The organism is Paenibacillus pasadenensis DSM 19293 (assembly GCF_000422485.1).
Classification (GTDB): domain Bacteria; phylum Bacillota; class Bacilli; order Paenibacillales; family Paenibacillaceae; genus Paenibacillus_O; species Paenibacillus_O pasadenensis.
Genome location: NZ_KE383851.1, coordinates 88305 through 113664 on the forward strand (window position 1 = coordinate 88305; position 25360 = coordinate 113664).

General features: G+C 59.4%; 25 protein-coding genes and 1 tRNA gene. 16 read left to right on the forward strand and 10 right to left on the reverse strand.

Going from position 1 to position 25360, the window contains the following annotated elements; all coding sequences use genetic code 11:
- Positions 1-7 precede the first annotated feature (7 nt).
- Entirely contained in the window at positions 8-1747 is a 1740-nt protein-coding gene (locus tag H582_RS0117360) for a cache domain-containing sensor histidine kinase (RefSeq protein ID WP_028599529.1), read from the forward strand.
- Between the two features lie 51 nt (positions 1748-1798).
- Here H582_RS0117360 and H582_RS33260 read toward each other — a convergent pair whose 3' ends face one another.
- From H582_RS33260 to H582_RS0117395, 7 genes are all read right to left on the reverse strand, one after another.
- A complete protein-coding gene (locus H582_RS33260) occupies positions 1799-1963 on the reverse strand; it encodes a hypothetical protein (protein ID WP_307719971.1) in 165 nt (54 codons plus the stop codon).
- Between the two features lie 6 nt (positions 1964-1969).
- Positions 1970-2689 carry a carbohydrate ABC transporter permease gene (locus H582_RS28245; RefSeq protein ID WP_307719970.1) on the reverse strand — a complete coding sequence of 240 codons (720 nt, stop codon included), beginning with the start codon at positions 2687-2689 and terminating at the stop codon, positions 1970-1972.
- Positions 2690-2701: 12 nt separating this feature from the next.
- Positions 2702-3592, reverse strand: a complete 891-nt coding sequence (locus tag H582_RS0117370; RefSeq protein WP_028599530.1) for an ABC transporter permease — start codon at positions 3590-3592, stop codon at positions 2702-2704.
- Positions 3593-3668: 76 nt separating this feature from the next.
- On the reverse strand, positions 3669-5324 hold the full coding sequence (locus H582_RS0117375) for an extracellular solute-binding protein (protein WP_028599531.1): 1656 nt from the start codon (positions 5322-5324) through the stop codon (positions 3669-3671).
- A gap of 322 nt (positions 5325-5646) precedes the next feature.
- Positions 5647-6960 (reverse strand): 6-phospho-beta-glucosidase, encoded by a 1314-nt coding sequence (locus H582_RS0117385; RefSeq protein WP_028599532.1) that lies wholly within the window; start codon positions 6958-6960, stop codon positions 5647-5649.
- Positions 6961-6978: 18 nt separating this feature from the next.
- A complete protein-coding gene (locus tag H582_RS0117390) occupies positions 6979-7971 on the reverse strand; it encodes an N-acetylglucosamine kinase (protein WP_028599533.1) in 993 nt (330 codons plus the stop codon).
- Positions 7968-8981 carry a LacI family DNA-binding transcriptional regulator gene (locus H582_RS0117395; protein WP_028599534.1) on the reverse strand — a complete coding sequence of 338 codons (1014 nt, stop codon included), beginning with the start codon at positions 8979-8981 and terminating at the stop codon, positions 7968-7970. Before H582_RS0117395 ends, H582_RS0117390 begins: the two co-directional genes overlap by 4 nt.
- A gap of 351 nt (positions 8982-9332) precedes the next feature.
- Between H582_RS0117395 and H582_RS0117405 the strand changes: the two genes are divergently transcribed.
- Genes H582_RS0117405 through H582_RS0117415 form a run of 3 tightly spaced genes read left to right on the forward strand, consistent with a single transcriptional unit; the run spans position 9333 to position 11211 of the window.
- Positions 9333-10106 carry a GNAT family N-acetyltransferase gene (locus tag H582_RS0117405; protein ID WP_127464340.1) on the forward strand — a complete coding sequence of 258 codons (774 nt, stop codon included), beginning with the start codon at positions 9333-9335 and terminating at the stop codon, positions 10104-10106.
- 23 nt (positions 10107-10129) lie between these two features.
- Positions 10130-10447 carry an antibiotic biosynthesis monooxygenase family protein gene (locus H582_RS0117410; protein ID WP_028599537.1) on the forward strand — a complete coding sequence of 106 codons (318 nt, stop codon included), beginning with the start codon at positions 10130-10132 and terminating at the stop codon, positions 10445-10447.
- Entirely contained in the window at positions 10444-11211 is a 768-nt protein-coding gene (locus H582_RS0117415) for a DUF3891 family protein (RefSeq protein WP_028599538.1), read from the forward strand. Before H582_RS0117410 ends, H582_RS0117415 begins: the two co-directional genes overlap by 4 nt.
- Positions 11212-11221: 10 nt before the next feature.
- Here H582_RS0117415 and H582_RS0117420 read toward each other — a convergent pair whose 3' ends face one another.
- Positions 11222-12301, reverse strand: a complete 1080-nt coding sequence (locus H582_RS0117420) for an AI-2E family transporter (protein ID WP_043111527.1) — start codon at positions 12299-12301, stop codon at positions 11222-11224.
- Between the two features lie 209 nt (positions 12302-12510).
- Between H582_RS0117420 and H582_RS0117425 the strand changes: the two genes are divergently transcribed.
- The 4 genes from H582_RS0117425 (at position 12511) to H582_RS28250 (ending at position 15269) form a co-directional block, all read left to right on the forward strand.
- Positions 12511-13182 (forward strand): PspA/IM30 family protein, encoded by a 672-nt coding sequence (locus H582_RS0117425; protein WP_028599540.1) that lies wholly within the window; start codon positions 12511-12513, stop codon positions 13180-13182.
- 12 nt (positions 13183-13194) lie between these two features.
- The gene (locus H582_RS0117430; protein ID WP_028599541.1) at positions 13195-13701 is read left to right on the forward strand and encodes a DUF4178 domain-containing protein; all 507 of its coding nucleotides are present in this window, start codon (positions 13195-13197) and stop codon (positions 13699-13701) included.
- A 106-nt stretch (positions 13702-13807) separates the two neighbouring features.
- Positions 13808-14533: a metallophosphoesterase family protein gene (locus H582_RS0117435; RefSeq protein ID WP_028599542.1), complete on the forward strand. Its 726-nt coding sequence runs from the start codon at positions 13808-13810 to the stop codon at positions 14531-14533.
- Between the two features lie 25 nt (positions 14534-14558).
- A complete protein-coding gene (locus H582_RS28250) occupies positions 14559-15269 on the forward strand; it encodes an HAD family hydrolase (protein ID WP_052333387.1) in 711 nt (236 codons plus the stop codon).
- Positions 15270-15482: 213 nt separating this feature from the next.
- Here H582_RS28250 and H582_RS0117445 read toward each other — a convergent pair whose 3' ends face one another.
- Positions 15483-16652 carry a GGDEF domain-containing protein gene (locus H582_RS0117445; RefSeq protein ID WP_028599543.1) on the reverse strand — a complete coding sequence of 390 codons (1170 nt, stop codon included), beginning with the start codon at positions 16650-16652 and terminating at the stop codon, positions 15483-15485.
- 176 nt (positions 16653-16828) lie between these two features.
- Between H582_RS0117445 and H582_RS0117450 the strand changes: the two genes are divergently transcribed.
- On the forward strand, positions 16829-17968 hold the full coding sequence (locus tag H582_RS0117450) for a glycosyltransferase family 4 protein (protein WP_028599544.1): 1140 nt from the start codon (positions 16829-16831) through the stop codon (positions 17966-17968).
- On the opposite strand, the gene H582_RS0117455 is transcribed toward H582_RS0117450, so the two are convergent.
- On the reverse strand, positions 17965-19017 hold the full coding sequence (locus tag H582_RS0117455) for a YkvI family membrane protein (protein WP_028599545.1): 1053 nt from the start codon (positions 19015-19017) through the stop codon (positions 17965-17967). The genes H582_RS0117450 and H582_RS0117455 overlap by 4 nt on opposite strands.
- Before the next feature lie 151 nt (positions 19018-19168).
- On the opposite strand from H582_RS0117455, the gene H582_RS0117460 reads away from it, so the two are divergent.
- From H582_RS0117460 to H582_RS30280, 7 genes are all read left to right on the forward strand, one after another.
- Complete coding sequence (locus H582_RS0117460; RefSeq protein ID WP_028599546.1) at positions 19169-19741, forward strand: xanthine phosphoribosyltransferase; 573 nt, start codon at positions 19169-19171, stop codon at positions 19739-19741.
- 83 nt (positions 19742-19824) lie between these two features.
- Positions 19825-20154 carry a hypothetical protein gene (locus H582_RS0117465; protein ID WP_028599547.1) on the forward strand — a complete coding sequence of 110 codons (330 nt, stop codon included), beginning with the start codon at positions 19825-19827 and terminating at the stop codon, positions 20152-20154.
- Between the two features lie 75 nt (positions 20155-20229).
- The gene (locus H582_RS0117470; RefSeq protein WP_028599548.1) at positions 20230-20448 is read left to right on the forward strand and encodes a hypothetical protein; all 219 of its coding nucleotides are present in this window, start codon (positions 20230-20232) and stop codon (positions 20446-20448) included.
- A 23-nt stretch (positions 20449-20471) separates the two neighbouring features.
- A complete protein-coding gene (locus H582_RS0117475; protein WP_127464339.1) occupies positions 20472-20849 on the forward strand; it encodes a TFIIB-type zinc ribbon-containing protein in 378 nt (125 codons plus the stop codon).
- A 69-nt stretch (positions 20850-20918) separates the two neighbouring features.
- A tRNA-Leu gene (locus H582_RS0117480) sits at positions 20919-21005 on the forward strand.
- 342 nt (positions 21006-21347) lie between these two features.
- Positions 21348-21578, forward strand: a complete 231-nt coding sequence (locus tag H582_RS33370) for a helix-turn-helix transcriptional regulator (protein ID WP_164820102.1) — start codon at positions 21348-21350, stop codon at positions 21576-21578.
- Between the two features lie 552 nt (positions 21579-22130).
- Entirely contained in the window at positions 22131-25205 is a 3075-nt protein-coding gene (locus H582_RS30280; RefSeq protein ID WP_052333388.1) for a DUF1565 domain-containing protein, read from the forward strand.
- Positions 25206-25360 lie beyond the last annotated feature (155 nt).

Below are 25360 nucleotides of genomic sequence, written 5' to 3' on the forward strand. Positions count from 1 at the left end.
GTGCAGCATGCGGAGAAGCCGGCCTGTCTCGATCAAAACGAAAATCATCCTGATCTGCATGGTCGTCATCGTCTTGCCGATCACCGTCATGACGATCAGCTCCTACCGCTCCTCCGAGCGGCTGCTGGAGCGGAATTATAAGCGGATCATGGAGGACTTGGGCTATCAGACGAGCATTCGCATCGACGACTTCTTGAAAAAGATCGAAAAAATATCGCTGCTGGCCAGCACCGGGCTCAGCGGCAGCCAGTCTGCGACCGGAGTCGGAAGCGATCCGGTGCAGGATTTTTTGCGAGAGGGCGGCGAGCCGAACACGACGCTCGCTTACAACAATCTGATGACCTACATCATGATGGAGGATCGCGTTTTTTCGATCTACCTGTACAACTTGAACGGCGGGCCGGATCTGATCGTAAGCCCGAACAGCCCGGTCCATGAGGCGTACAACGTGGAGACCGAGCTGTGGTACAAAAAATTCATGCATGACAAGGAGCGGACGATCACGCTGACGACTCGCGTCGACGAGCAGATCGAAACGAAGCCGCTGGCCGTCTCCCATGCCCGGAAAATATACGATTCGTCATCGGGAGCGCTTCTTGGAGTCATCGTCGTAAGCATCGACATTAAATTCGTGGAAAATGTGAACCGCAATCTGCAAGATACGTTTCGTTCCAACTATATGATCGTGGACAGCGAGGACAAAATCGTCTACAGCCGGAACGAGTCGCTGATCGGCACCTTGTTCCGGGCGAACGTCCGTCCCGACGAAAAGAGAAATATCGTCGTGACCAATCGGCTGGGCCAAAAAGATTGGATGACGTATTTGTACATGCCGAAGGGCGAGCTGACGAATGAAGGAAGGCTGCTGGGGCGCAATCTGCTCCTGCTGGCGGGTCTCATGGTGCTGTTCGCGGCCATCGTGTCGAGCTTTCTTTCCTCCGTCATTGCCCGGCCGATGAAAAAGCTGATGAACAACATCGTGCTCGTGGAGAAGGGGCATTTCGAACGGGTGCAGCAGATCAACGCGCGGGACGAGTTCGGGCAGCTCTCCCAGCGGTTCAACAAGATGGCCGATGAGCTGAAAAGGCTCGTCGGAAAAATCCAGCAGGATGAGATCGAAAAAGCGAAGACGGAAATCCGGGCGCTTCACTCTCAGATCAATCCCCATTTTTTGTACAATACGCTCGGCTCGTTGAAATGGATCGCGGCGATGCAGCAGTCCGACAAGATCGTCGACATGACCGAAGCGCTGATCTCCATGCTCCGGTATGCCTCGCGGCTCGAAAGCCCGCTCGTGACGATCCGCGAGGAGCTCGACAATGTGGACAATTACATTACGATTCAAAACGTGCGCTATTATGATTCCATCCAGATCCGCCGGGAAATCGAAGAGCCTCTGCTGGATTACCGGATTCCGAAAATGATCCTGCAGCCGATCATTGAAAATGCGATCTTTCACGGCTTCGCGGAATTGGAGGAGGAAGGCTGCATCACCATCCGCATCTACTCGATCCAGGCCGATGTCGCCATCGAGATTCACGACAACGGAGCGGGGATGGAGGAGGAGACGGTGCGGTGCTTGCTGGAGAGCTGGAGAACCGGGACGGAGGCCGAAGCGCGGGGGATCGGGCTGTTCAACGTGCAGCGCCGCATCAAGCTTCATTTCGGCGAGCGTTACGGCATCGGAGTGGCAAGCAGCCCCGGGGAAGGGACGACGTTTACGTTCCTGCTTCCCGGTATTTCCTGAACGATCAAAAAACGGCGCTTCCTATGCGGAAGCGCCGTTTTTGCCCAGCGGTCAGCCTTTTACGCTGCCGAGAACGAGGCCTTTCGTGAAATATTTCTGCAGGAAAGGGTAGACGAGCAAAATCGGAATGGCGCCCAGGAACATCTGGGCAGCGCGGCCTGTCCTGGCATTCATCATCGACAGCAGCTTCGTGTAATCGGAGCCCGACTTGAGCATAAGCTGCTAGAAGCTCATCAATAACGTCTGCAAATAGCTCTGCAAAGGATAGTTGGCCGGGTTTTTCATATAGATGATGCCGTCGAACCATGAATTCCAATGGCCGACGATGCTGAACAGGCCGACCGTGGCCAGCGCGGGCTTCAGCAAGGGGAGCAGGACTCGGATCAAGATCTGCATCGGACTCGCCCCGTCGATGATGGCGGACTCTTCGATCTCTTCCGGCAAGCCGCGGATGAAGTTCATGAGGATGATCATGCTGAATACGGGGAGCGCCCCGGGCAGGATCAACGACCAGATCGAATCGATCAAGCCGGTTTTGACGACGATGAGGTAGGTGGGAATCAAGCCTCCGTTGAACAGCATCGTGACGATGAAGAAGGTCATGTACCAGTTGCGGCCCGCAAGCTTGCCCGATGACTTGGATAGCGGATAAGCCGTCAAGACGATGAGCAGGAGGTTGACGATCGTCCCCAGGACGACCCTTTGCACGGATACCCATAAAGAAGTGAGGAACTTTCCGCCGGTCATCGCGAACTCGTACGCTTTGGTCGTGAAGTCCACCGGCCAGAACACGACGTCTCCTGCCGACACGGCGGCGCTGCCGCTGAACGATACGGCCAGCAGGTTGACGAACGGCAAGATGCAAAGCAGCGATGTGGCGATCAAGATGACATAGTTGGCGGCTACAAACAAATATCTCCCGACGCTTCGGTCCTGAATCATCCGGATCCCCCCTTAGAAGATTCTATAGTTGGCGACTTTATAGGCAAGCACATAGGATACGCCGACGAGGATACAGGAAATGACCGACTTGAACAATCCGACTGCCGTGCTGATTGAATATTGGGCCTGCTGGATGCCGAGGCGGTAGACATACGTATCGATGATGTCGCCCGTCTGGTACACGACCGGCGAGTACAGATTGTAGATCTGATCAAAGCCGGCGTTCAGCACGTTTCCGAGCGACAGCACGGACATCAGCACGATCGTCGGCATAAGCAGCGGCAGCGTAATATAAATCGTCTGCTTCCAGCGTTTTGCGCCGTCGATGACGGCAGCCTCGTACAAGCCGGGATCGATGCCCGACAACGCCGCCAAATAAACGACCGTCCCAAAGCCGAAGCCTTTCCATATATCGCTCACGATCATCGTCCAGGGGAAGAGGGACGGATTGCCGAGGAAATTGACGGCGGGAATTCCGAGCAAGCTCAGAAAATGGTTGATGATGCCGTCGGAGCTGAGGATGTCGAGCAGGATGCCGGCCATGATGACCCACGACAGGAAGTTCGGAATATAAACGAGCGTCTGGAACGTCCGTTTGACGAGTCCGTGCGCCACCTCGTTCAGCAGCAGGGCGAAAACGACGGGGACGACGATGCCGCCGATGATTTTGAAGGCCGACATATAGAGCGTGTTCCATATCGTTCGGACGAAGTTAGGCTGCTGGAAGACATGATTGAAGTTGTCCCAACCGACCCACGGAGATTGGAAGCCGAGTCCGGGATTATACTTTTGAAACGCAATGACCAGGCCGTAAAAAGGAATGTAGCTGAAAATGAAGACGAGGATGAGGCTCGGAAGCAGCATGAGATGCAGCGCGCGCTGCTGCTTTAATTTCGTCAGCATGGATGGTCGCCTCGTTTCTTGACTTGGATAGGTGGAAAAGGGGCTGCGGAAATCCGCATCCCCTCTACAGAAAGAGTCACTTGTTTCCGTAAGCTTCGTTTACGGCCTGAGTAGCCGCATCTCCGCCTGCAGTCTTCCAATTTTGCACGACCGTATCGAAATAATCGATGCTTTCGGAGCCCATGATGATTTTGGTGAAGCCTTCCGTCAAAATATCATCGAGAGTCGTTCCGTACGCTGCAAGCGCCTCTGGAGTCGCTCCCCACAGCTCGGTCTTGATATAGTTGCCGCTGTCATAGATTTTTTTGGCCAGGCTGAACGCCGACTTCGGCGCTCCTTGCTGCAGGTAGTCGCCCACGGCGCTAGGAGTCGCATTCTCTTTGAATTCAATGCTGTTTTTATATTTCTGCCACATGCCCGAGGAGGTGAGGCCGCTGGAGTCGCCGGATTCCAGCGCTGCCGAAACGGCTTCGTACTGCTCGTAGTCGGAGGTCGGATTGAGCACCCGGAAGGCGCCTACGACATGCGCCATATCGTTGTCGAGCAGGCCGGACAGCGTTTCCTTCGACTCTTTTTCCAATCCTTCATCGACGATGTAGGCGTAATCGTTGAGCAGCTTGACGGCCGCTTCAGGATGCTTGAACGACTTTTTGGCGACGATATAGCTGCCGTTGGCAAAGGAGATGGATTGCTTCGCTTCCTCGCCGTTCGCCGTGCGCAGCAGGTAAGGATAGAAGATGGCTTCCTTGCCCAGATTCGTAATCGTATCGACGCCGGGATTGTAGCCCCACCATTGATAGTACGGCTGCAGGCCTACTTTGCCGGCGACGACGTCCGCGTTCATCGCGCTGAAGTCCTTGATGGCGAACTCCGGATCGATGATGCCTTGCTTGTACCATTCCGCCCATGCCTGGAGCGCGTCCTTCATTTCCGGCTGGATGGAGCCGTACACGATGGAGCCGCTGCTGTCCTTGATCCACATGTCGGGATGGGCGTTCCAGCTGACGGCAAGCACATTGAGGTAATCCAGCGTCTGGTCGACGGCCATGCCGTAGCCGCCGTGCTTTTCCATGAAGGCAAGCGCGATGTTCTTGATGTCTTCCGGGCTTTGCGGATCTTTAAGTCCCAGCTCTTCTTTCCAATCGTTGCGGATCCAGATGTAGTCGGATTGATCGATCAATCCCCAGTGCAGCTGCGGGATGCCGTACAGCTTGCCGTCCTTCATCCCCGATTCATAGCTGTCTGTATCCGCTTTCATGTAATCCTTCAAGCGGCTGGAAGCGTACTTGTCGAACACCTCCGTCAAGTCCATGATCATGTCGGCTTCAATGAGCTGCTGCAGCTGGGAGGCGTTGACCTTGAACACGTCGGGAAGGTCGTTGGAGGTGATCGCCAGGTTCAGCTTGGTGTCGTATTCATCGCTTACCCAATCCGTCACGACTTTGATGTTGTATTTTTCTTGGTAGCGCCGGATCCATACATTGTTGGTAATGTCGTCGCCCTGCGGATATTTGGCCGAAGGATATTCCGAAGTGACCGTATGGATCGTCACCGGCTCCTTGTAGGCGCTGAAGGCAGGGTCGGAAGGATTTGCTTCCAGAGCGTCCGCGGCCTCATTGCCGGTCGAAGCGCTGCCGGCGCCGTTGCTTGCGCTCGGAGCGTTGCTGCAAGCCGTCGGCAAAGCCAGCATCATGCAAAGAGACAACAACAGAGCGATTTTCTTCTTTGACATTCAATTTCCCCCCATACTGGTCTGACGGAACAATCCGCCAGTTCATTGTAAATCGGGGGAGAACGCAAGCCTATGAAGATAATTGTCCAATCGCATTTCCTTTTTTGCGGTATTTGGCTGGGGGTGAAGGCCGGGGAGGAAAAATTTGTCGACGGATGTTGCTTTTTTTGTCGGCTCGTCCGAGCCAACCGGGGGCAAGCAGGCTGCGGGTTGCGGGGAGCGGCTTTGCGGCGAAGCGGCGGCAAAGAAGCAAGGGGGAAGCGCAGCGGCAAGCATGGCGAGCATGGCTGCAGGCCGATGAAGGAGCCGCCGCGCTTTTTTTTCATTCCTGCGTGAAAAACTTCGGCAAATACGCCCGGTTCGCCTCCAGCATCTCGCCCAGCAGCGCCTGGGCGACGCGGACCGACGGCACGAGCGGATGATGCGCCAGCGCCTGCAGCGCGATGCTGCGGTCGCCGCTGACGGCGGCTTCGATCGCGAGCGACTCGTACGTCTTGACGGCCTGGATGAGGCCGACGCACGGGGCCGGCACGGCCGTCAGCTGCAGCGGGATCGGGCCGCCGCTCGTGACGACGCAGTTGACCTCGATGCAGGCGTCGTCCGGGAGGAAAGGCAGGATGCCGTTGTTCGGCACGTTCAGCGTCTGCACGTCTCCGGTGCCGCCATAGAGCGAGCGCATCAGGTTGACTGCCGCCTCGGAATAGTAGGCGCCGCCGCGCTGCTCCAGCTGCTTCGGCTTCTCCTTCAGCTCCGGATCCTGGTACAGCTCGAACAGCTCCTTCTCGACGCGCTTGACGACCTCGGCGCGGTTGCCGTCCTTCTCGAACGCGGCTTTCTGCTCGGCGAGCATCGTGTCGGTCATGTAGAAGTATTTGAGATAGTAGGAGGGCAGCGCGTTCAGGCCGGAGATGAACGCCGGATCCCAGTCGGAGCCGGAGACGTTTTTGGCGGAGAAGCTGTCCTCGCCCCGCACGAGCTCCGGCAGCCGGTCGACGCCGTCGACGGTGACGCGGCTGACCCAGTGCAGATGGTTCAGGCCGACGAACTCGGCGTAGACGCGGTCCGTCGTCGTGCCGTACTTGCCGGCGAGCCATTTGAGCAGGCCGATCGGCGCGTTGCAGAGGCCGATGCTTTTGACCTTGGAGTGCTTGCGGATCGCCTCGGTGACCATGCCGGCCGGGTTGGTGAAGTTGAGCAGCCATGCTTCCGGAGCGAGCTCCTCGATGTCGCGGCAGATGTCGAGCAGCACCGGAATCGTGCGCAGCGCCTTCATCATGCCGCCGGGGCCGGTCGTCTCCTGGCCGATCACGCCGTGCTTGAGCGGAATCGCCTCGTCCAGGCCGCGCGCTTCCAGCATGCCGACGCGCATCTGCGTGCTGACGAAGTCGGCTCCGGCGATCGCCGCTCGGCGGTCCGTCGTCAGATGCACTTCGATCGGCAGCCCGGAGCGGTCGACCATTCGTTTGGCGAGCTCGCCGACGATGTTCAGCTTCCATAGGCCGGGCTCGATGTCGACGAGCCACAGCTCGCGCACGGGCAGCGAGTCATAATAGCGGATGAAGCCTTCGACGAGCTCGGGGGTGTAGGACGATCCGCCGCCGATGACGGCGATCTTGAGGCCTTTTGTTTCGGTCATGGTCGATTCCTCTTTTCGTTAAAGTGGGGCGATCGGGATGTCGTCGAACTCGCGGTGCTGGCGCATCGATCGGTACATCTCCGGCGTGATGTCGATGCGGTCCGCCTCCAGCGCGCCCCAGAGGGCGCCGACGACCGGCTCGACATCGAGCTTGACGAGCGACGCTCCCGGAGCCGTCTGCCGCAGCATCGCGGCGATCGGGCCGCTGATCCAGCCGTGGTCGCCGCGAGTCAGCAGGCTGCCGGCAAGCACGACGTCGAACGGAAGCTTGCGCATGCCGAGCCGCTCGATGACCGCCTTGACGGACAGTGCGAGCTCCTCGCCCTGATGCGTCAGGATGCGGAGCGCCGCTTCGTCGCCCTCGGAGGCGGCGCGGAACAGCAGCCGCACGACGTCGGTCGGCACGCCGAGCGAGCGGTCGAGATAGTCGTGGAACATCGCTTCGACCGTCGGATAGCCGAGCATCTCCAGCAGCATCGGCGTCAGCTTCGTCGGGCCTTCGCGGCCGTCCCAGGAGCGGATGACGGTGCGGAAAACCTCGACGTTCAGCCCGCCGCCGCCGCCGAAGTCCCCGTACATGTAGCTGAAGCCGCCGCATTGGTACATGTCGCCGCTCGGACTCACGCCGGCGCAGTTGACACCGGTGCCGCAGATGACAGAGACTCCGTACGGCCTGGCCGTGCCGGCCCGGAGGCCGATGATCGTGTCGCAGACGACCGTATAGCGCTCCGCGAAGCCGATGCTGCCGAGCAGCGGATGCAAAATGTCGAGGTCGGCCTGGCGGTCGGCTCCGGCGAGTCCGAAGTACGCGTGGGCGAGCGCGGAGCGCTCGACGCCTGCTTGCCGCAGCGCCTCGGAGACGGCGGCGTCGAGATTGCGCCGGGCGGAGTCGCGGCCGTTCTGATGGTTGCCGCCTGCGGCCATGCCTTTGCCGAGGATGCGTCCATCGGCATCGGAGACGAGAGCATGCGTCTTCGTGCCGCCGGCATCGACGCCGAGATAGAAGCTCATACGGAATTCTCCTTCCAAGCGGATAATGGCGGAGCGGTGCTCTCGCGCACGACGAGCTCCGGTCTCAGCACGACAGGAGGCGGCGCCTCGCGCCCCTCCATCTGGGCGAGCAGGCCGTCGACCGCGGAGCGCGCGATCTCCAGCACCGGCTGCGCCACGGTCGTCAGCTTCGGATGCAGCAGCGTCGCGAGGTTCTGGTCGTCGTAGCCGACGAGCGACAGGTCGCGGGGGATGGCCAGGCCTGCCTCCTGCAGCGCGTTGAGCACGCCGACGGCGATATAATCGTCGCCGCAGAACAGCGCCTCCGGCAGGCGGCCCTCCGCCAGCCAGCGCTTCGCCGCCTCATAGCCCGTGTCCATGGAATATGTCCCTTCCTCGATGAACACCGGCTCCAGGCCGTGCTCGGCCAGCGCCTTGAGGAAGCCGTTCTGCCGGTCGATCGTGCTCTTGTAGTTGCTGGGGCCGCTCAGATGGGCGATCGACGAATGGCCGAGCTCGACCAGATGCTTGCCGGCCGCGTAGCCGCCGGAGTAATGGCCGACCTGCACGGCCGACAAGTCGTAGGCGGGGTTCTGGTTGTCGATGATCGAGTACGGAATGCCCTTGCGCTCGAGATCGGGAATCAGCTCGTCCTCCCAGGTCGGCGACAGGATGATCATGCCGTCGACCCGGTCCCTTTCCATCAGGAAGCTGCTTCCGGGCTCCCGGCAGCTCGGCGATACGGACAGCGCGAGAAAATAGCCGTGTCCGGCGAGCTCGTCATGCACGCTCTTGACGATCGCGTCGAACACCGAGTCCTGAAGCGTCGACAGCAGCAGGCCGACGACGCCGGTCTTGCCCTTGGCGAGCGACTGCGCGGCCGAGTTCGGCCGGTACCCGAGCTCCTTCATCGCCTGCTGCACCTTGAGGCGGTTCTTCTCCCGCACGTTGCCGGAGCCGTTGAGCACGCGCGAGACGGTGACGACGGACAGGCCGGAGCGCTTGGCGACGTCGAAGATGCTTGGTTTCATGAAGCGCCTCCCTTCGTGAAGTTAAACCGCTTAAACTTTTGATGAAAAAAAAGAGAGCTTGCTCTTTTCGGATGTCGAGAAGGCTGGCAAAAGGAAGCGGCGTCAGCCTGCTTCAAAATTAAAGCCCTTTAACTTTCTCTCGATTATCTTAACGGATCAAGGCCGGTTTGGCAACGATGGCCCGAGAGTTTTCATCCAGCAAGCGGGAGATCGCGGTGCCGATCACGAATATTCAGCATGGAGCCGGAAGAAGAGCCGGATGAACGAGGAAACGGAGGCGGCCTATTGAACGCAAACGACATTTTGCTTGCCATGCACGCTTCGGCTGCCGAACTTGCGGAAGCGGAGTCCATGAAAGACCGGATGCAAGCGGTGCGGGAACGAGCGGGAAATCCGGAAGGCGTGGAGATCGTGGAGCAGGACGGCATGCTGCGCCTGTTCAGCCGCTCGATGCCGTGGCCGCAGTTCAATACGGTCAAAGGCGTTCACGAGGGCGTGCTGGAAAGGTTGGACGATTTGGAGCGCTATTATCGGGAGCGGGAGCGGCCTGTCAGGCTGGAGCTTAGTCCCCAGCGGATCACCTCTGCCTTGCTGCAGGAGCTCGGCCGCCGAGGCTATAGGACAGCGGCGCTCCATGCAGGCCTGTACCGGCTGTTCGCTCCGAAAGAAGCCGGCATCGAAGTCGAGCCGTCGTCGGGGAGCGGGCTGACGATACGGCAGGCGGGGCTTGCCGATGCTGAGGCCTATGCCCGCATCCACTGCCTGTCGACGGGGCTCGGAGAATCCGGCATACCGTCGGTGCGGGCGAACAACGAAGTGCTGATGGAGCGTCCCGGGTGGAGCTTCTGGATCGCGGAGCGGGATGGAGAGCCGGCCGCAGTCGGCGTCATGCGCATAAGCGGCGGAGCGGCGAACCTCAGCTTCGCAGCGACGCTGCCGGAGGAGCGCGGGCGAGGGCTGCAGCAGGCGCTGCTGCTTGCCCGCCTTGAAGCGGCCCGGGCAGCAGGATGCTTGATCGCCGTCAGCCAGTGCGAGCCCTATAGCATCAGCATGCGCAACATGCAGCGCTGCGGCATGAGGCTGGCGTTCATCCGCCCCCATCTCATGCTGCCGCATCATCCATAACGGATCGAAAAGAGGCGACGACCATGATTCTCGAGCATGCGCTGCTGTCCGTCATTCCCGGCAAGGAGGCCGACTTCGAGCGGGACTTCCGCACGGCTTCCGCCATCATCTCCTCCATGCGCGGCTATGTCCGCCATACGCTGTCCCGCTGCCTGGAGCAGCCTTCGCGCTACCTGCTGCTCGTCGAGTGGGAGACGCTGGAGGACCATACGCACGGCTTCCGCGAATCCGCCGACTATGGCCGCTGGAAGGCGCTGCTGCATCATTACTATGATCCGTTCCCTACGGTGGAGCACTACACGGAAGTGCCGCTGCCGGCAAAGGAGGCCGACCGACCATGATCATCCGGGACAGCGGAGACAGCTTCGTGCTGATCCGCCAGCACGACCATGCGGCCGTGTCCGCGCAGCTCGCGCAGGCGCTCGCGCCCGAGCTGCTGCCGGCGGACAAGCTTCGCGCCAGCGTCGTCTATGCGGCGGCGCATCATGACCGCGGCTGGATCGGGCTCGACGAGACGCCGATCTGGAACGATGCGGCCGGACGCCCCTACGCGTTCGAGGACTATCCGCTGCTGCCCAAGATCGCGTTCTACCGGCGCGGCATCGACGAGGTCGAAGCGGTCAGCCCCTATGCCGGCCTGCTGTGCAGCTTGTTTTATCATGCCTTTTTCGAGCATCTGGAAGGAGAGGCATGCGAAGAGTTCAAGCGGACCGAGGAGGTGCGCCAGCGCCGGCTCGCGATGAATCTGCGCGCCGATCCGGAGCGGACCCGCCTCGATCTGCTGCGGCTGCAGCTGCTCGACAGCCTGTCGCTGTATGTCTGCCTCAACGAGCCTGGCACAGCGGGGGAGCAGGAGCATCCCTGGTACAGGGAAGGCTTTTCCGCGGCCGACGGGCTGCTGCCGTCCGGCCGCCGGCTGCGGGCGTCCTGGACGGACAAGCAGCGCCTCCTCCTGTCGGAGAGGGCGCTGCAAGGCGAGACGAAGGTCGAGCTGAGGCTGAAGCGGGTACCGAAGGCGCACATCGCGGCGGACGGCCTCGACGAGGCTTATCGCGTCAGCCCGCTGGAGCGGGCGGAGCTGCTCTGGAGCGTTCCGCCGGCCTAGGCCGGACGGGTCAAGCGGTGCTGTCCGGCTGTGCTTTGCGCTCGAAATGCTCGGCGATCTGCAGGATGACGATTTTGAAGATCATGTAAACCGGGATCGAGATCATGATGCCGACGATGCCGCTCACCGCGCCGGCGATGAGGACGACGATGATCGTCGTCAGCGGATGGATGTCCATCGTCCTTCCGTAGACGAACGGCGAGATCAGGTTGCCCTCGAGCTGCTGGGCGACGAGGATGATCGCGAGCACCCAGATCGCCGTCGTGAACGAGTCCGTGAACGCGATGAGGATGCACGGGATCGAGCCGATGATCGACCCGATGTACGGGATCATGTTCATCGCGCCGACGAACAGCGCGAGCAGCAGCGAATAAGGCAGGTCGACGATCAGGAAGCCGATATAGGCGAACGCTCCGAGCGCGAGGCAGCAGACGACGCGGCCGATGACGAACTCGCTCAGCATCTTGTCGACGCTGCCGAAGATCTCGATCGCGTCGGCGCGGTACTTGGCGGGCGAGAAGCGGACGAAGGACGTATAGCCCTTGCGGTCTTCCTTGAGCATGTAGTAGAGCAGCACCGGCACCGTGCCGACGACGAGCGCGATCGTCGCGACGACGGAGACGGCGTTCTGCAGGTAGGTCGACAAATAGTTGATGCCTTGCTCGAGGTAGCCGGTCAGCTTGCTCGACAAGTCGATCTCGGCGAGGCTGAATCCGCCGAAGCTCTGCGTCTGCAAGTAGTTGATCTGCTCCTGCACCTCCTTGGCGAGGGCGGGCAGGTTCTCGACGAAGCCCTCGGCCTGGGACTGCAGCGTCGGCCAGACGAGCACGACGAGCATCGCCACGACGGCCGCCATGACGACGAACAGCACGAGCACGGCAAGCCATTTCGGCATGCGCCACTTGTGCAGCTGCGTGACGAGCGGGCGGAAAAGGTAATAGAAGAAAAACGAGACGACGAACGGAAGCAGCAGCATGTTGAACGCGAGCAGCACCGGGCGGTAAAGGAACTCGAGCCGGGAGAGCAGGTAGAGGATGACGAGGACGAGAATGATGCTGATGCAGGCTTGATAGAACTTTCCGATTTTCAAGCGGGACGACCTCCGTTCGGGCGACTGGATTCCTTTACTCCTTGTATACCCTTGCCCCGGAAGCATTAACCTTGGACCGTCCGGCCCGGCTGCCGTCCGGATTCGGAAACCTTCCGGCGGCTGCCGTCGTATAAGGGGAAAGCAAGAAACTAATTGACTGGCAAACTTTTCAGTACCGATTAATCGACCTTCCAAGGAGGAATTTATCCATGTCTCTGTTCAAACGCCTGCGCGATCTGACTCTATCCAACGTTTATGCCCTGATCGACAAAGCCGAGGATCCGGTCAAGATGACCGATCAATATATCCGCGACATGGCGAGCGATCTGGAAGAAGCCGAAAAGGCGGTCGCGGCCCAGATCGCCCTGGAGAAGAAGTTCAAGAAGCTGCTCGAGGAGCAGGAGGAGCTTCTTCAACGCCGCCTGCAGCAGGCCCATGCCGCCGCCGAGGCGGGCAATGTCGATCTGGCTCGCCGCGCGCTTGCGGAGAAGCAGAGCGCCGAAGCCAAGCGGGACGAATACCGCGCCGCGTTCGAGACGAACAAGGCTTCCGCGGATCTGCTCCGCGACAAGCTCGCGCAGATGCAAAAGCAGCTCGGCGAGCTTAAGAGCAAGCGCGAGTCGCTCGTCGCCCGGGCCCAGGCAGCCAAAGCGCAGGTCGAGATCAACCGTTCGATGAGCGGCTTCGGCTCCGATACGGCGATGGCCGGACTGAAGCGGATGGAAGACAAGGTGCTCGGCCTCGAATCGCAAGCGGAGGCGAGCAACGTCCTGAACGACCGGGCGAAGTCGCTCGACGAGGAGTTCGAGGCGCTCGGCCGCGACAAAAAAGTCGAGGATGAGCTGGCTGCCCTGCTGAACCAATACAAAAAACCGGAATAAGGCGGCGAAGGCATGAGCTTGTTCAAACGAGTGGCGAACCTCATGCGGCGTCCGGAGCCGGCGCCGGCCGAGAAAAGCATGCTGACGCTCGGCCCGGGCGACATCTGCGAGATCTCGCTGGAGACGTATGAGGTGATCGGCCAGACGAAGAATTTCCGGCGCAAGGAAACGTTCCTGACGCTGCAGGACGGCACCCGGCTCCGCTATCTCCATATCGAGGACCGCGAGCAGACCGAGTACAGCCTGTACGAGCCGATCGACGGACGGCTGGACTCGATCGAGGAGGTGCCGTCGACGATGGCGCTGGACGGCCGGGACTACTATTTGGAAGAGCAGCATTCTTCTCCGGTGACGTCGTCCGGCAGGGCCCCCCATCATCCGGCGGGCGAGCTGCATGTGTGGCAATACCAGTCCGACGACCGCAGGCTGCTGCGCATCGAATGGCAGGAGGGGCGGTTCATGCTCTACGAGGGAGAACGGATCCCGGCGGCGGATGTCCAGACGGTGCGCGGCCGCTGAACGATCCCGCGGCAAACGCGCTTGCGCAAATAATCGGCCGGGAGGAATCATTCCTCCCGGCCTGCCGTACATAAGCTACTATGAACCGCTTTCAAGGAGGGACTGCATGGAGCGGATCGCGATCCTATCTGATGTACACGGCAATATGCCGGCGCTGGAGGCGGTGCTCGCGGACATCCGGGCCAGAGGCATCTCGCGGATCGTCTGCCTGGGCGATCTGGCGGGAAAGGGACCGGAGCCGGCGGAGGCCGTCGATGAGGTGCGAAGCAGCTGCGAGACGGTCATCCGCGGCAACTGGGATGAATTCCTCGGCTTGCCGACGGACGACGAGACGCTCCGTTGGCATCAGGAGCGTCTCGGGCCGGAGCGGCTCCGCTATTTGCGGGAGCTGCCGTTCTGCGCGGAGCTTCGCCTCGGCGGGCGGCTCATCCGCCTCGTCCATGCTTCTCCGCAGAGCGTGTATCGCCGCGTCCAGCCTTGGGACTCCCCGGAGGACAGGGCGTCCATGTTCGATCCGCCGGACGGCTGCAGCGGCCGCCCCGATGCGCTGGGCTATGGAGACATCCACCAAGCCTATGCCCAATATGTGGACGGCAGGCTGCTGTTCAACTGCGGCAGCGTCGGCAACCCGCTCGATCTGCCGCAAGCCTCCTACGCGATCGTGGAAGGGGAGCCGGATGCGGCGGCCATGGCGCCTTTCGCGCTGCAGCTGATCCGGGTGCCCTACGATATCGGCGAGGCGGTCGCCCGCGCCGAGCGGCTCGCCATGCCGCAGCTGGAGCCGTATTGTCGGGAGCTCGTGACGGGACGCTATCGGGGCTTGCAAGCGTGAGCGATCGGCAAAAAGGAGGAGAGCGATGATACGAGCGATCCTGTTCGACCTGGACAATACGCTGCTCGACCGTACGGCAGGCTTCCACGAGTTCGCCTGCCGCTTCGCCGAGCGGTATGCCGCCGTGCCGGAGAGCGGGCGCGCAGGCTGGACGCGGCGGCTGATCGAGCTGGACGAGGACGGCTACAAGCCGAAGCACGACCTGTTTCGGGAGCTGCCGGAGCTTCTTCCTTGCACATGCTCCGACCCTGCGGAGCTCATGGCCTTTTATGAGCGGGAATACGTCGCCGCCGCGCGGGCGATGAGCGGCGCGGCGCAGCTGCTCGCGTCGCTGCGTCCGTATTATCGCCTCGGCATCGTCTCGAACGGCAAGGACGCGATTCAGCGCGGCAAGCTGGAGCGGACCGGGCTCGCGCGCTGGTTCGAATCGATCCTCGTCTCCGAGTCGGCCGGCTGCCGCAAGCCGCAGCGCGAGATCTTCGCCATGGGGCTGCGCGAGCTTGGCGTACAGCCCGAGCAGGCCCTTTTTGTCGGCGACCATCCCGTCAACGACATCCAGGGCGCCTACTTCAGCGGCATGAAGACCGTCTGGCTGCGGAGCAGCCAGGCCTGGCCGGACGAGGCGGCGGCGCTGCCGGACGCGGTCATCTCCGAGCTCGCGCAGCTGCCGGCGGCGATCCGGCTCGTGTCGGGGCAGACGGCCGCAGCCGACTGGCGGCTCAGCAGCGGCGCCTGACCCCGGCAGCCGGGGCGGCCGCAGCTGCCCCGCGCCATGCGCCTGGAGCCGGTCGCGCCAAGAAAGGGCAGTCAAGAAAAGGCATCCGCCGTCCTAGGGCGTGTTGCATCCTTCGAAGGAAGCCGAATATTGCCGAATTTTTGATCCCTGCGTGACGAAGCAGGGGGCAAAAAGGCGGTGATAGACGCAACTGAGCGGGGGTGCAAACACGCCCTAAACGGGGGATGCTTTTTTGCCCCTCGCGGCGCGAGCGGGCTCGTTCACGACGGTGACGCGGTTTTTGCCGGTCGTCTTGGAGCGGTACATCGCTTCGTCGGCCTCGCGCACGATCTGGTCGACGCTGATGCCGGGCCGGGAGTAGCTGACGCCTATGCTGACGGTGACGATCGTCTCTTGCTCGATCCGCCGGCGCAGCGTCTCGGCGAGCTCGGCGGCCTTCTCCCTGGAGCCGACGACCAGCAGCAGCTCCTCGCCGCCGTAGCGTCCGGCCGAGCCGATGCCCTGCACGAGCTCCCGCATCATCTCCGAGATCTGCTTGAGCACGCCGTCGGCCCGGTGATGGCCTTGCGTGTCGTTCAGCTTCTTGAAGTTGTCGATGTCGCAAAAGACGACGGCGATTCCTTTGCCGCGGCGGAGCAGCAGCTCCGCCTTTTGCTGGAAATGGCGGCGGTTGTACAGTCCGGTCAGCCCGTCGGTGATGGAGGAGCGGTAGGTCGTGAGCAGCCGCTCGAGCACCCATTCGAACAGCAGCAGGAACAGCAGCGTGAAGTAGACGACGGGCAGCATCCGCGAAAGCACGAGCAGCACCGGCATGCCGCCCTGGAAGACGTAGCGGTCGGTGACGAGCGCCAGGTCGGCCGTAAAGTAGACGATCAAGCTGGCGGAATACTTCGTGCGCAGCTCGACCCCCCGCGTATCGAGCAGGATGAGGAAATTGATGATGATGCCGTAGAAGTCGAGCAGCACGAGCGGCACCGCACGGCCGTCGGCAGCGTCGAGCAGGCCCGGATTCATGGCCAGCTCCGCTCCGGCGATCGCGAAGGCGAGGGCGGCCATGACGACGAACGGAGCTCCGCGCAGCTTCGCGCCGGGATGGCTATATAATTTCATGAAGACAAAGTTTATAATGATGAAAGAAAAGATTCCGAGCAGGCGCGTCGCCAGCTGGAGCAAGGGAAGGGCATCGCCCTGGTCCAGCCCGGCGAGCAGCATCCCCTGCCGGATCATGAGCAGCGGCAGGATGAGGATCAGCAGCCGGTAGACGTGATGGCGGCGATAGCTTCGATACAGCTTCACGCCCATGAAGATCATCAGCGCGAGCACGGTCAGCGTGCAGGCGGATGCGAATAGTTGAATCGAAGCAGCCTGAGGCCAATTGGTCATGGAACATGCACTCCGCCTTTGTCAGCATCGGTCCGGCTCCGCGTTTCGCAGCGGCGGCCGGGCAGCGGAAGCGATTCGCTTGCCGCCTTTTCACGGTATCGGCTGTTCCCTGTCCAACCATTAGAGGGAACGTCTGTTTCATTCTATCATGGCCAAGCTGGAAGGAGAGCGATCAGATGGAAATTTTGCAGGCTTTGTTCTTTCCTCCCGAGCAGCCCGGAGGCGTGTCCTCCATGGTTCCTTATATGCAGGATCGGTTCAACAAGGTCGGCTGGCCGACCGACCTGTTCTCCCTGCCGAAGCGGATCCGCGGCAAGGGAACCGAGGAAGTGCGGCTGCATACGTTCGATCCGGAGCCGTATCGGGACAATCCGATCGCGGCCAAGTATCTTCAGACGCTGAGCGACTACCTGTGGTGGACCAAGATGCGCATCAAGCGCAACTACGACCTGATCCACGCGCATCATCCCGTCGCCGCGCTTGTCATGAAGCAGGTCTTTCCCGACACGCCGCTCGTCGTCACGATCCACTCGAGCTACGAGCGCGAGCTCATCCTGAACGGCAAGATCGAGGAGGGCGGGCCGGAGCACCGGTTCCTCGTCTCCATCTATCGCGAGCTCGAGCATGCCGCGGACCGGCTGCTGACCGTATCGGATTCGTTCCGCCGGTACATGGCTCCGTACGTCGACGATGCGGAGGCGATCGGCGTCATCGCCAACGGCTTCGACGAGCGGCGCTTCAAGCCGATCAGCCATGAGAACGAGGTGACGCAGCTCATCACCGTATGCCGGCTCGTGCCCGCCAAAGGGCTCGACATCCTGCTTCGGGCTTGCGCCGAGCTCAAGGACAAGGGCCATCCGTTCGTCCTCCACATCATCGGCGACGGCCCGATCCGCAAGGAGCTCGAGACGCTTGCGACCGAGCTCGGCTTGTACGACGACATCATTTTCTACGGCTACATGCTGCATCCGGAGGAATTCATGCCGTTCTTCGACGTGTTCGTGCTGCCATCGCGGGCGGAGGCGTTCGGCAGCGTGTTCGCCGAGGCGGCGCTCTGCTGGCTCGCGCTCGTCGGCACCGACGTCGGCGGCATCGGCGAGCAGATCGAGGAGGGCGTGAACGGGCTGCTCGTGCCGCCAGACGATGCGGCGGCGCTGGCCGCGGCGCTGGAGCGGCTCATCACGGACCAGACGTTCCGCTATCAGCTCGCCCGCGCCGCCTGGGACAAAGCCAAAAAAGCCTACTCGCTGACGAGGGTCATCTCGCAGCTGAAGCAGGTCTATCTGGAAGCGGCGCCGGGAGCGGCGGAGAGCTAATCGCTCTCCGGCCGCTTTCGCGTCTTCTTGAGCATCATGAGCGCCAGCCAGCCGAGGCTGAACAGGCCGAAGATCGGATAGAGCGTCTTGACGAGCGGGCCGAAGCCGATCTGGCTGAGCAGGTAGCAGAGGACGAGGATGATCAGCAGCAGCACGTTCGGGGAAACCGCCACGCGCTGCTGCAGCTGCAGCGCCAGGCCGTAGATGTCGGCGATGAGCGTTGTGAAGATCTCGGAGAAGATGAGCAGGATATAGACGAACTGGATGCCGTAGCCGAGCTGGCGCGCGATGCCGCCCATCGGGATCTCGTACTGCTGGACGCCGGGCATATGCGACGACAGCGCGATGTGGCCGGCCAGCAGCATGAAGCCGATGCCGATGCCGCCGAACAGCGAGCCGAGCCGGATCGCCTTGCGGTCCTTGATCCCGGCGCCGAGCGGGACGAGCACCGCCTGAGCCATCGCGAGGTTGAACGCGGTGTACAGCAGCGGGGCGGTCCACACCCGCAGCGCCGAGTCGTCCGTCGTCAGCTGCAGCCAGCGGCCGCCGCTCGGCGAGGTGAACGTGTCGTAGAGCACGATCGCCGTGAACAGCAGCATGAACGGCACGACGATGCTGTTGATCGTCAGGATGGCGTTCATGCCGCGCCGCAGCATGAGATAGCAGGCGACGAGCGTCACGACGAGTCCGATCTGGTAGGGCAGGTTCCAGTTCTCATAAAAGATCGTTCCCGCTCCCGCCAGCATGACGGCGTTCACGCCGAGCAGGACGACGAGCATGAAATAGCTGACGAGCTGGCCGACGGCCGGTCCGAACAACGCTTTGTTGAGATCCTCGTAAGACTTGGCTCCGATCTCGCCGGCGAGCAGCATCATCTTGCCTCCGAGCCAGATGAACATGGCAGTCGCGAGCACGATCGTCAGCACGGCCCAGTGGCCGTAGCGGGTGAAGAACTGGAGGATCTCCTGGCCCGTGGCGAATCCGGCACCGACGACGGTGCCCATGTACGTGAATCCGATCTGCAGCACGCGCAAGACGCGTCCCCGCATGGCTTCGCCTCCGTTCCTCGCATGGTTTGTCCTTACATCCTATGTTCGGCGGCGGACAGGCATGACAGGGAGCGGCTTGGCGAGGTTGCAGGAACGTCCGGGCTATGATAATTTAACGGAAAGAATTCCCCAAGGAAGGGACCAAGCCGATATGGAAATGCTGAAAAATCGAATTCTCCAGGACGCGTCGATCCTGTCTGCCGACGTGGTCAAGCTGGACGCCATCCTCAACCATCAGGTCGATCCGGCGCTGACGATGGAGATGGGGCGCGAGTTCGCCCGCCTGTTCCGGGAAGCGGGGGCGACCAAGGTCATCACCGTCGAATCGTCCGGAATCCCGGTCGCCTTCGCCACGGCGTTGGAGCTGAACGTGCCGCTGCTGTTCGCTCGGCGCAAGAAGACGCTGATCGCCGATCCCGATCATTATTCGGAGCGGGTGCCCTCGTTCACCAAGGGCATCGTGACCGATCTGATGGTGTCCAAGTCGCTGCTGTCGCCGGAGGACAGGCTGCTGTTCATCGACGACATCATCGCCAACGGCGACGCCGCGCGCGGTCTCGTGCGCATCATCGAGCGCTCGGGAGCCGAGCTCGTCGGATTCGGCGTCGTCATCGAGAAGTGCTTCCAGGCCGGCGCCAGCACGCTGCGCGAGCAAGGCATCCGCGTCGAGCCGCTCGTCCGCATCCGCTCGCTCGAGGGCGGATCGATCGTCTTCGAGGAATAGCCGTCAAAATCTTCCCTTTTCCCTGCCCCGCATATCGCCTATAATGGGTAAAGAAGATTTCTTCCAAGGGGAGGCACAAGGCGATGGAAAACGTAGATCCCGGATTCTTTGAAGCCAAGCTGTCCGCTGCCAAAATTCATTTCGAGCGCGCGCTCGACTGCAAGCATACCGAATTCGACGATCTGTATCCGTACATGATCGAGCATCCGCAATTTTTCTGGTACAAACGGTACGTCGCCTGGTCCGAGCTGCTGACGATCGTCAAGCTGAGCGAGGAGCTCGGGCTGGAGTGGAAGGGCCAGTTCACCGACAAGCAGGCCGATTATATTTCCAAGCGGGTCATGAGCTCGCGCGTGCTGGACGAGTGGTACGAGACGAACGATACCAAGGAGCATGTCGGCAACGCAGAATAGAGCGGCTTCAGCCCCGGTGCTTCCGGGGCTTTTTGATGCGGCGGCGTTTCAGCAGCAGGAGAGGAGGGTAATAAGATGAATCTTGCCAGCGACGAACTGCTGAACGGATTCCGGCTGACCGGAGAGAAGGTCCGGGTCATCCGGGATGAAATGGAGCAGAACGACGTGCTCGGAATCGTCGTCGCCTGGGATGACGACAGCGTCATGATCCGCAAGGCGAACCGGCGTGTCGTCCAGCTCAGCCGGGGCTATACGTACGAATCCGCAGCAGCTCCGCGTTCCGCATCGTCCTGATCGACGAAGGAGGAGAGCGCGAGATGTTTTGTCCAAACGATCATATGGTGATGAATGAGGCCGAGGTCGACGGCGTGACGGTGTTCCGCTGCCCCGTATGCGGCAATGTCCGCCTCGCAGGCCCGGATGGCGAGCGGCTGGCTTATGGCGGCGTGGAAGTCACGCCATACTATTCCGGTCCGGTCGAGGAGCGCCATTTAAGCGAAGCGCCTTACGGAGCCCGTGAGCTGGCGTCCGTAGAAGCCGAAGGAGCGCGCGACGACGGCATTCCGCTTTACGGAGCGCCGGAGGAGGAGGCAGGGAGCTTCACGCTTGCCGGCGGACCTTACGGCTATGTGCCTGCGGACGAAGAGCGGCCGGAGAGGCCGTTCCCGCCTTACGGAATGCCGCCAGCGCGATGAGCTTTTCAAGCCTTCAACATAAAGGTTGACAAGCATCCAGTCCATGTGATATTTTATTGAAAGTGTCACGCGGTCATGGCGGAATTGGCAGACGCGCTAGATTCAGGTTCTAGTGTCAGCAATGACGTGGAGGTTCAAGTCCTCTTGACCGCACCACCTTTACCATGAACAAGCTCCCGAACCCGTACTAGCGACGGTTCGGGAGCTTTTTGTTTGCAGGTACGAATCGATGCGAGGCTGCGGAAGCTCCCGGCATGGCTCGTCGTCCTGGTCGGGGTCGGAGCAGGCGCTTTGGCCTCGCTTTGAATTGCGGGAAATAAAAGTTTGATATGCAGCAGGATTCCATGATATTCTACTTTTCGTGTCATGGTTTATGGAAGTATACTCCAGTTTTTGTCAGTAAAACGCATCTCCAAGAATCGAGAGCTATCCGAGGTCATCTGCAGATATATTCAAAGCCATCTAAATGAGGATCTTACCCACGAGAAATTAAGCACAATGGTTCACGTAAGCGCCTCCCATCTTCGTAAAATGTTTAAGGAGGAGACCGGTCAAACCTTAAAAGACTTTATCCTTGAGGTTCGCATGAAAACAGCAATGGATTTATTGAAGATTCCGGACATCAAAGTGGCGGATATAGCAGAACAAGTAGGATATCTATCTTCTCAAGACGTTGCACGGGCATTTCGCCAGGCGACGGGTCTGACTCGGGGGAACACCGGGATATAGGTTTATCATCAAGAATGGACAAATGATCTCCGGCTCCGGGAATGCAGAATGTGCATATCGACCGGAGTCTTTTATATAAGGTAAGAATTATCTTGAAAAATTACAAATCTTGTTCAGTTGCTCTATTCCCTTGCTTTTGTATTATTGTATATGATTTTCTTTGCAAACGCTTCCAAGCCATCAGTAATAGCTTGGGGCATGATTGTAGAATAACAAATAATAATTTGGAAAAAGGAGGAATAGGAATACAAGCGCGAAAGTCGTCCAGGTTTTCTAGGAAGCAAACCAGAAAACTGTGGAAGCCAGAATTTCATATCTCGATGACAGCAGAGAAGGTGTTGGTGGATAATATTAGTAAACCGTGTCGTTCGTAACAGCTGTAAATGCGATTGTAAGGAGGCTTTGGGTTATTCATCAACTCTAGGTTGAAAGCGTTTGAGCAATGTCCACGCGGCGGGGAACAGCGAAGGGTCTTAAAGATTCTTCCCGCAGGTCTAGCTGCGCTCAGAATGGCAAGGCAAAATAACCTATTATTTTTAAGGAGATGATGTTTTGTTAAGAAAATTAGAAGACAACTCCCGTTACTGCGGGGTTCGCAGATTCGTTTTCTGCGTGCTGACATTGGTCCTTCTAATCGCGTCATTGCCCGTCTTCAATCCCCCCGTCCACGCGGCGGGCAACGTGTACTACGTCGCCGAAAACGGAAACGACTCGAATACCGGCAGCCAGTCCTCCCCGTTCAAAACGATCAAAAAAGCCGCTGATAAGGTAAAAGCCGGCGATACGGTGCTCGTGAAACCCGGTACTTACATGGAACGCTCCATTATACCGTCCTCCTCGGGTACCGAGGACAATATGATTGTATTCAGACCGGTTACGAAGGGGACCGTAACGATAAGGCACCCCGAAACCCAGTTTGTGGACGACTCAAGCAACGCGAACCTGACCACCTCGGTCTTTGACTTGAGCGGAAGGAATTATATCCAAATCGAAGGCTTCAGTTTTAAAAACTATGCTTATGCCAAAGCGAGCGTCAAGATTAACGGCACCGGAAACGTCGTAATCAATAACCGTTTTGAAGGATTAGGCAACAACAGGGTCAATAACGGAAACTCCACCGCCGTTGTATATGTGGAGGGCAGTCACAACGTTATCCGCAACAATTACTTCAACGATATATACGGAGACGGGGTAAGTACTAAGGCGAACGCGAATAACAACCTCGTGACCGATAATTCATACCTCAACTTCAAAGGTAAACCGCGCGGATGGGCTCCCACCGGTTCCTTCTCGTCCGCAATGGGCGGAGAGGACCCTAAGGAAACCTATCCCGCACTTAACAATATTTTCAGCTTCAACTACTCCAAGGATATTAAAAAGCAGATTTGGTTCGACAGGGGTGCGAGCGGAAATATTATACTGAGAAACGAAGCGTACAGCGGCGAACTTCTGTTCTTCAACGAGTCCCGCAGCTCGGATAACCTCGTGCAGGAAAACGTAGCCTCCGGTATGACCTCCTCCGGATTTGAAACGGCTCAGTACGACACCGGTTCCACTTTCGACACGCGCTGGATAAACAACGTGGTCTATAACAGCAAAGCCGGATTTAAAATCGACAAGTCGTTCCGCGACGAGCTGCGCAACAACATCTCCTATAACAACACGGAGAGCAACCTTAGTTTTACGCTCACGGCTTCGGGCGACCAGCCTAGGGAAATAGACATGAAGGCTAGCCAGAATAACGTAGGCGGTTACAGAGGCGGCGGCCCTCATGTTTTCCTGAACAATATGTGGAGTTCCGACAAGGGGAATAACGCCGCTACTCCTATCTTGTACAAGAACGACAGGATTTCGGTAGGAATGTTCCGCGCGGCGGTAAGCGAACTCGGCGGAGTTGACGGAAACCCGCTCTTCACTGACCCGGCGGCGGGCAATTTCACCCTCAAAGACGGCAGCCCTGCCATAGGAGCGAGCGATACCGGCTTGGATATCGGAGCCTATGCCATCTATCCCAAAATCCCGGTGGGTTATGACGAAAACATGGCTCTGCTCGAAGGCGTTACGGTCGGTTTCAGGTATATAATCTCCACTCTGAAAAAGGGAACGCCGCTTTCGGTTGAGATTATCCTGAATAAAGCCCCCACCTCTGCCGTAAGCGTAAACTTGGTTCCCGTTGCCGGCGACGCTCAAATCGGTAAGGATTTATCAGTCAGCGCACAGACGGTTAAATTCGCTGCGGGCGAGAGGAAGAAGACGATCACCATCGGCATGGTCGACAACGCTTCCGCGAAGTACGACCAGCTTATTACCTTCCGGCTCGAACACCCCTCGGGAGCGCAGGTCGGTCCTAAAAATACTCACACGATAAGGGTCGTCCGGGATGAAAGCGTACTGCCGACCATGGTTTCGGTAGACGACGTTAACATCAGCACGAAATTCGGCGTTAAGCCCACGCTTCCGAAAACCCTCGAAGTCACGATGAGCGATGGTACCAAACGCGTCTCCGACGTTACCTGGGACGACTTCAGCGAAAAGATGCTCGCGTTGGATTCGTTCACCGTAAGCGGCATCTTGGCGGGCGACGGTCGTGACAACCGCAAACCGGAGCTTGCGAATACGGGCGATTCAAACTACACGAGCCCCCAAAACAGAAAGGTCAAGGCTGTGGCGAACGTATCCTTTGTACAAACATCCCCGGATTTCTACGCGGTTTTGGTTAAAACCGACAATTACGACAATTCGTTCGTCGAGTACACCATCCGCAACCTGACGAAATCAAGCAAGACCGCGACTCTCAAAATCGAATTTCTCAACGCTTCGGGAAGCGTTATCCAGACCGCGACGACTACCACCAATATAACTCTGCCTGCGCTTGCATCGCCTCCCAAAGATGTGAGCGGTAAGGTTGACGTCGTAGTACCGGAGGGGCTGGACATCGACAAGGTAACGGCAAGAGTCAGCCTGTGGTCGGGAACTAAGGAAATCGCAGATTCGGTGATTTTCCGCCTAAGACACCCCGACTTGACCAGAGGCTTGGAAAACTGGGCGTTGAAATCGAAAGGAGCTTCGATTGTAGCGTCTGCGCCGGGTAACAGCCCTAACAGCACGGTTCCGGAGGTTTTAATCGACGGGAATCGGCAAAGAGGCGCAAGCAACGCCGGACGTTATCAGTTCAGCAGCGGCAGTCTGCCCGCCGATATCGTCATTACCCTCCAGGAAATGAAAGCTGTCAGCGTGGTTGACGTAATCGGCTTGCTGCCGGACATAAATGAAAACGGTTCTCGTAACGACTACGTTGACGTGACGATGGGGGCGACCTCAAACCTGCAGCTCCAAAATATCAAGGTGGAGTGGCTGGACGGCGAGGAGTGGAAGCTTTTCGGGGAAATCGGTTCCAATAACCTGGCTTGGCTGCGGTTTTCGGTGGAAGACCCGGTCGTTACCGACAAAATCAAGATAAATTATCTGAAGGGTAGCGGTTCGGGAGACCCGCGCACACTTGAGATTCAAGTTTGGGCGGATGCCCCCCTGATCCATGCGGAGGCGCCGACGATTACCGGCCAGCCGCAGGACCAAACGGTGAGCATGGGCAGCAACAGCCCTACGCTGAGCGTAGCAGCTCGATGAAATTTTGCAAATACTGGGCGAGTTGTGAAAAAAGTATAAAAACCGCATTCCTACTGTGAAGTGCACCCCTTGGAATGGACATTGGAAAAACCCTTGGGTTAACCGATGACTATTTCTAGGGGTGCATGTTTTTATGGCGACAAAAGGACAAGTGT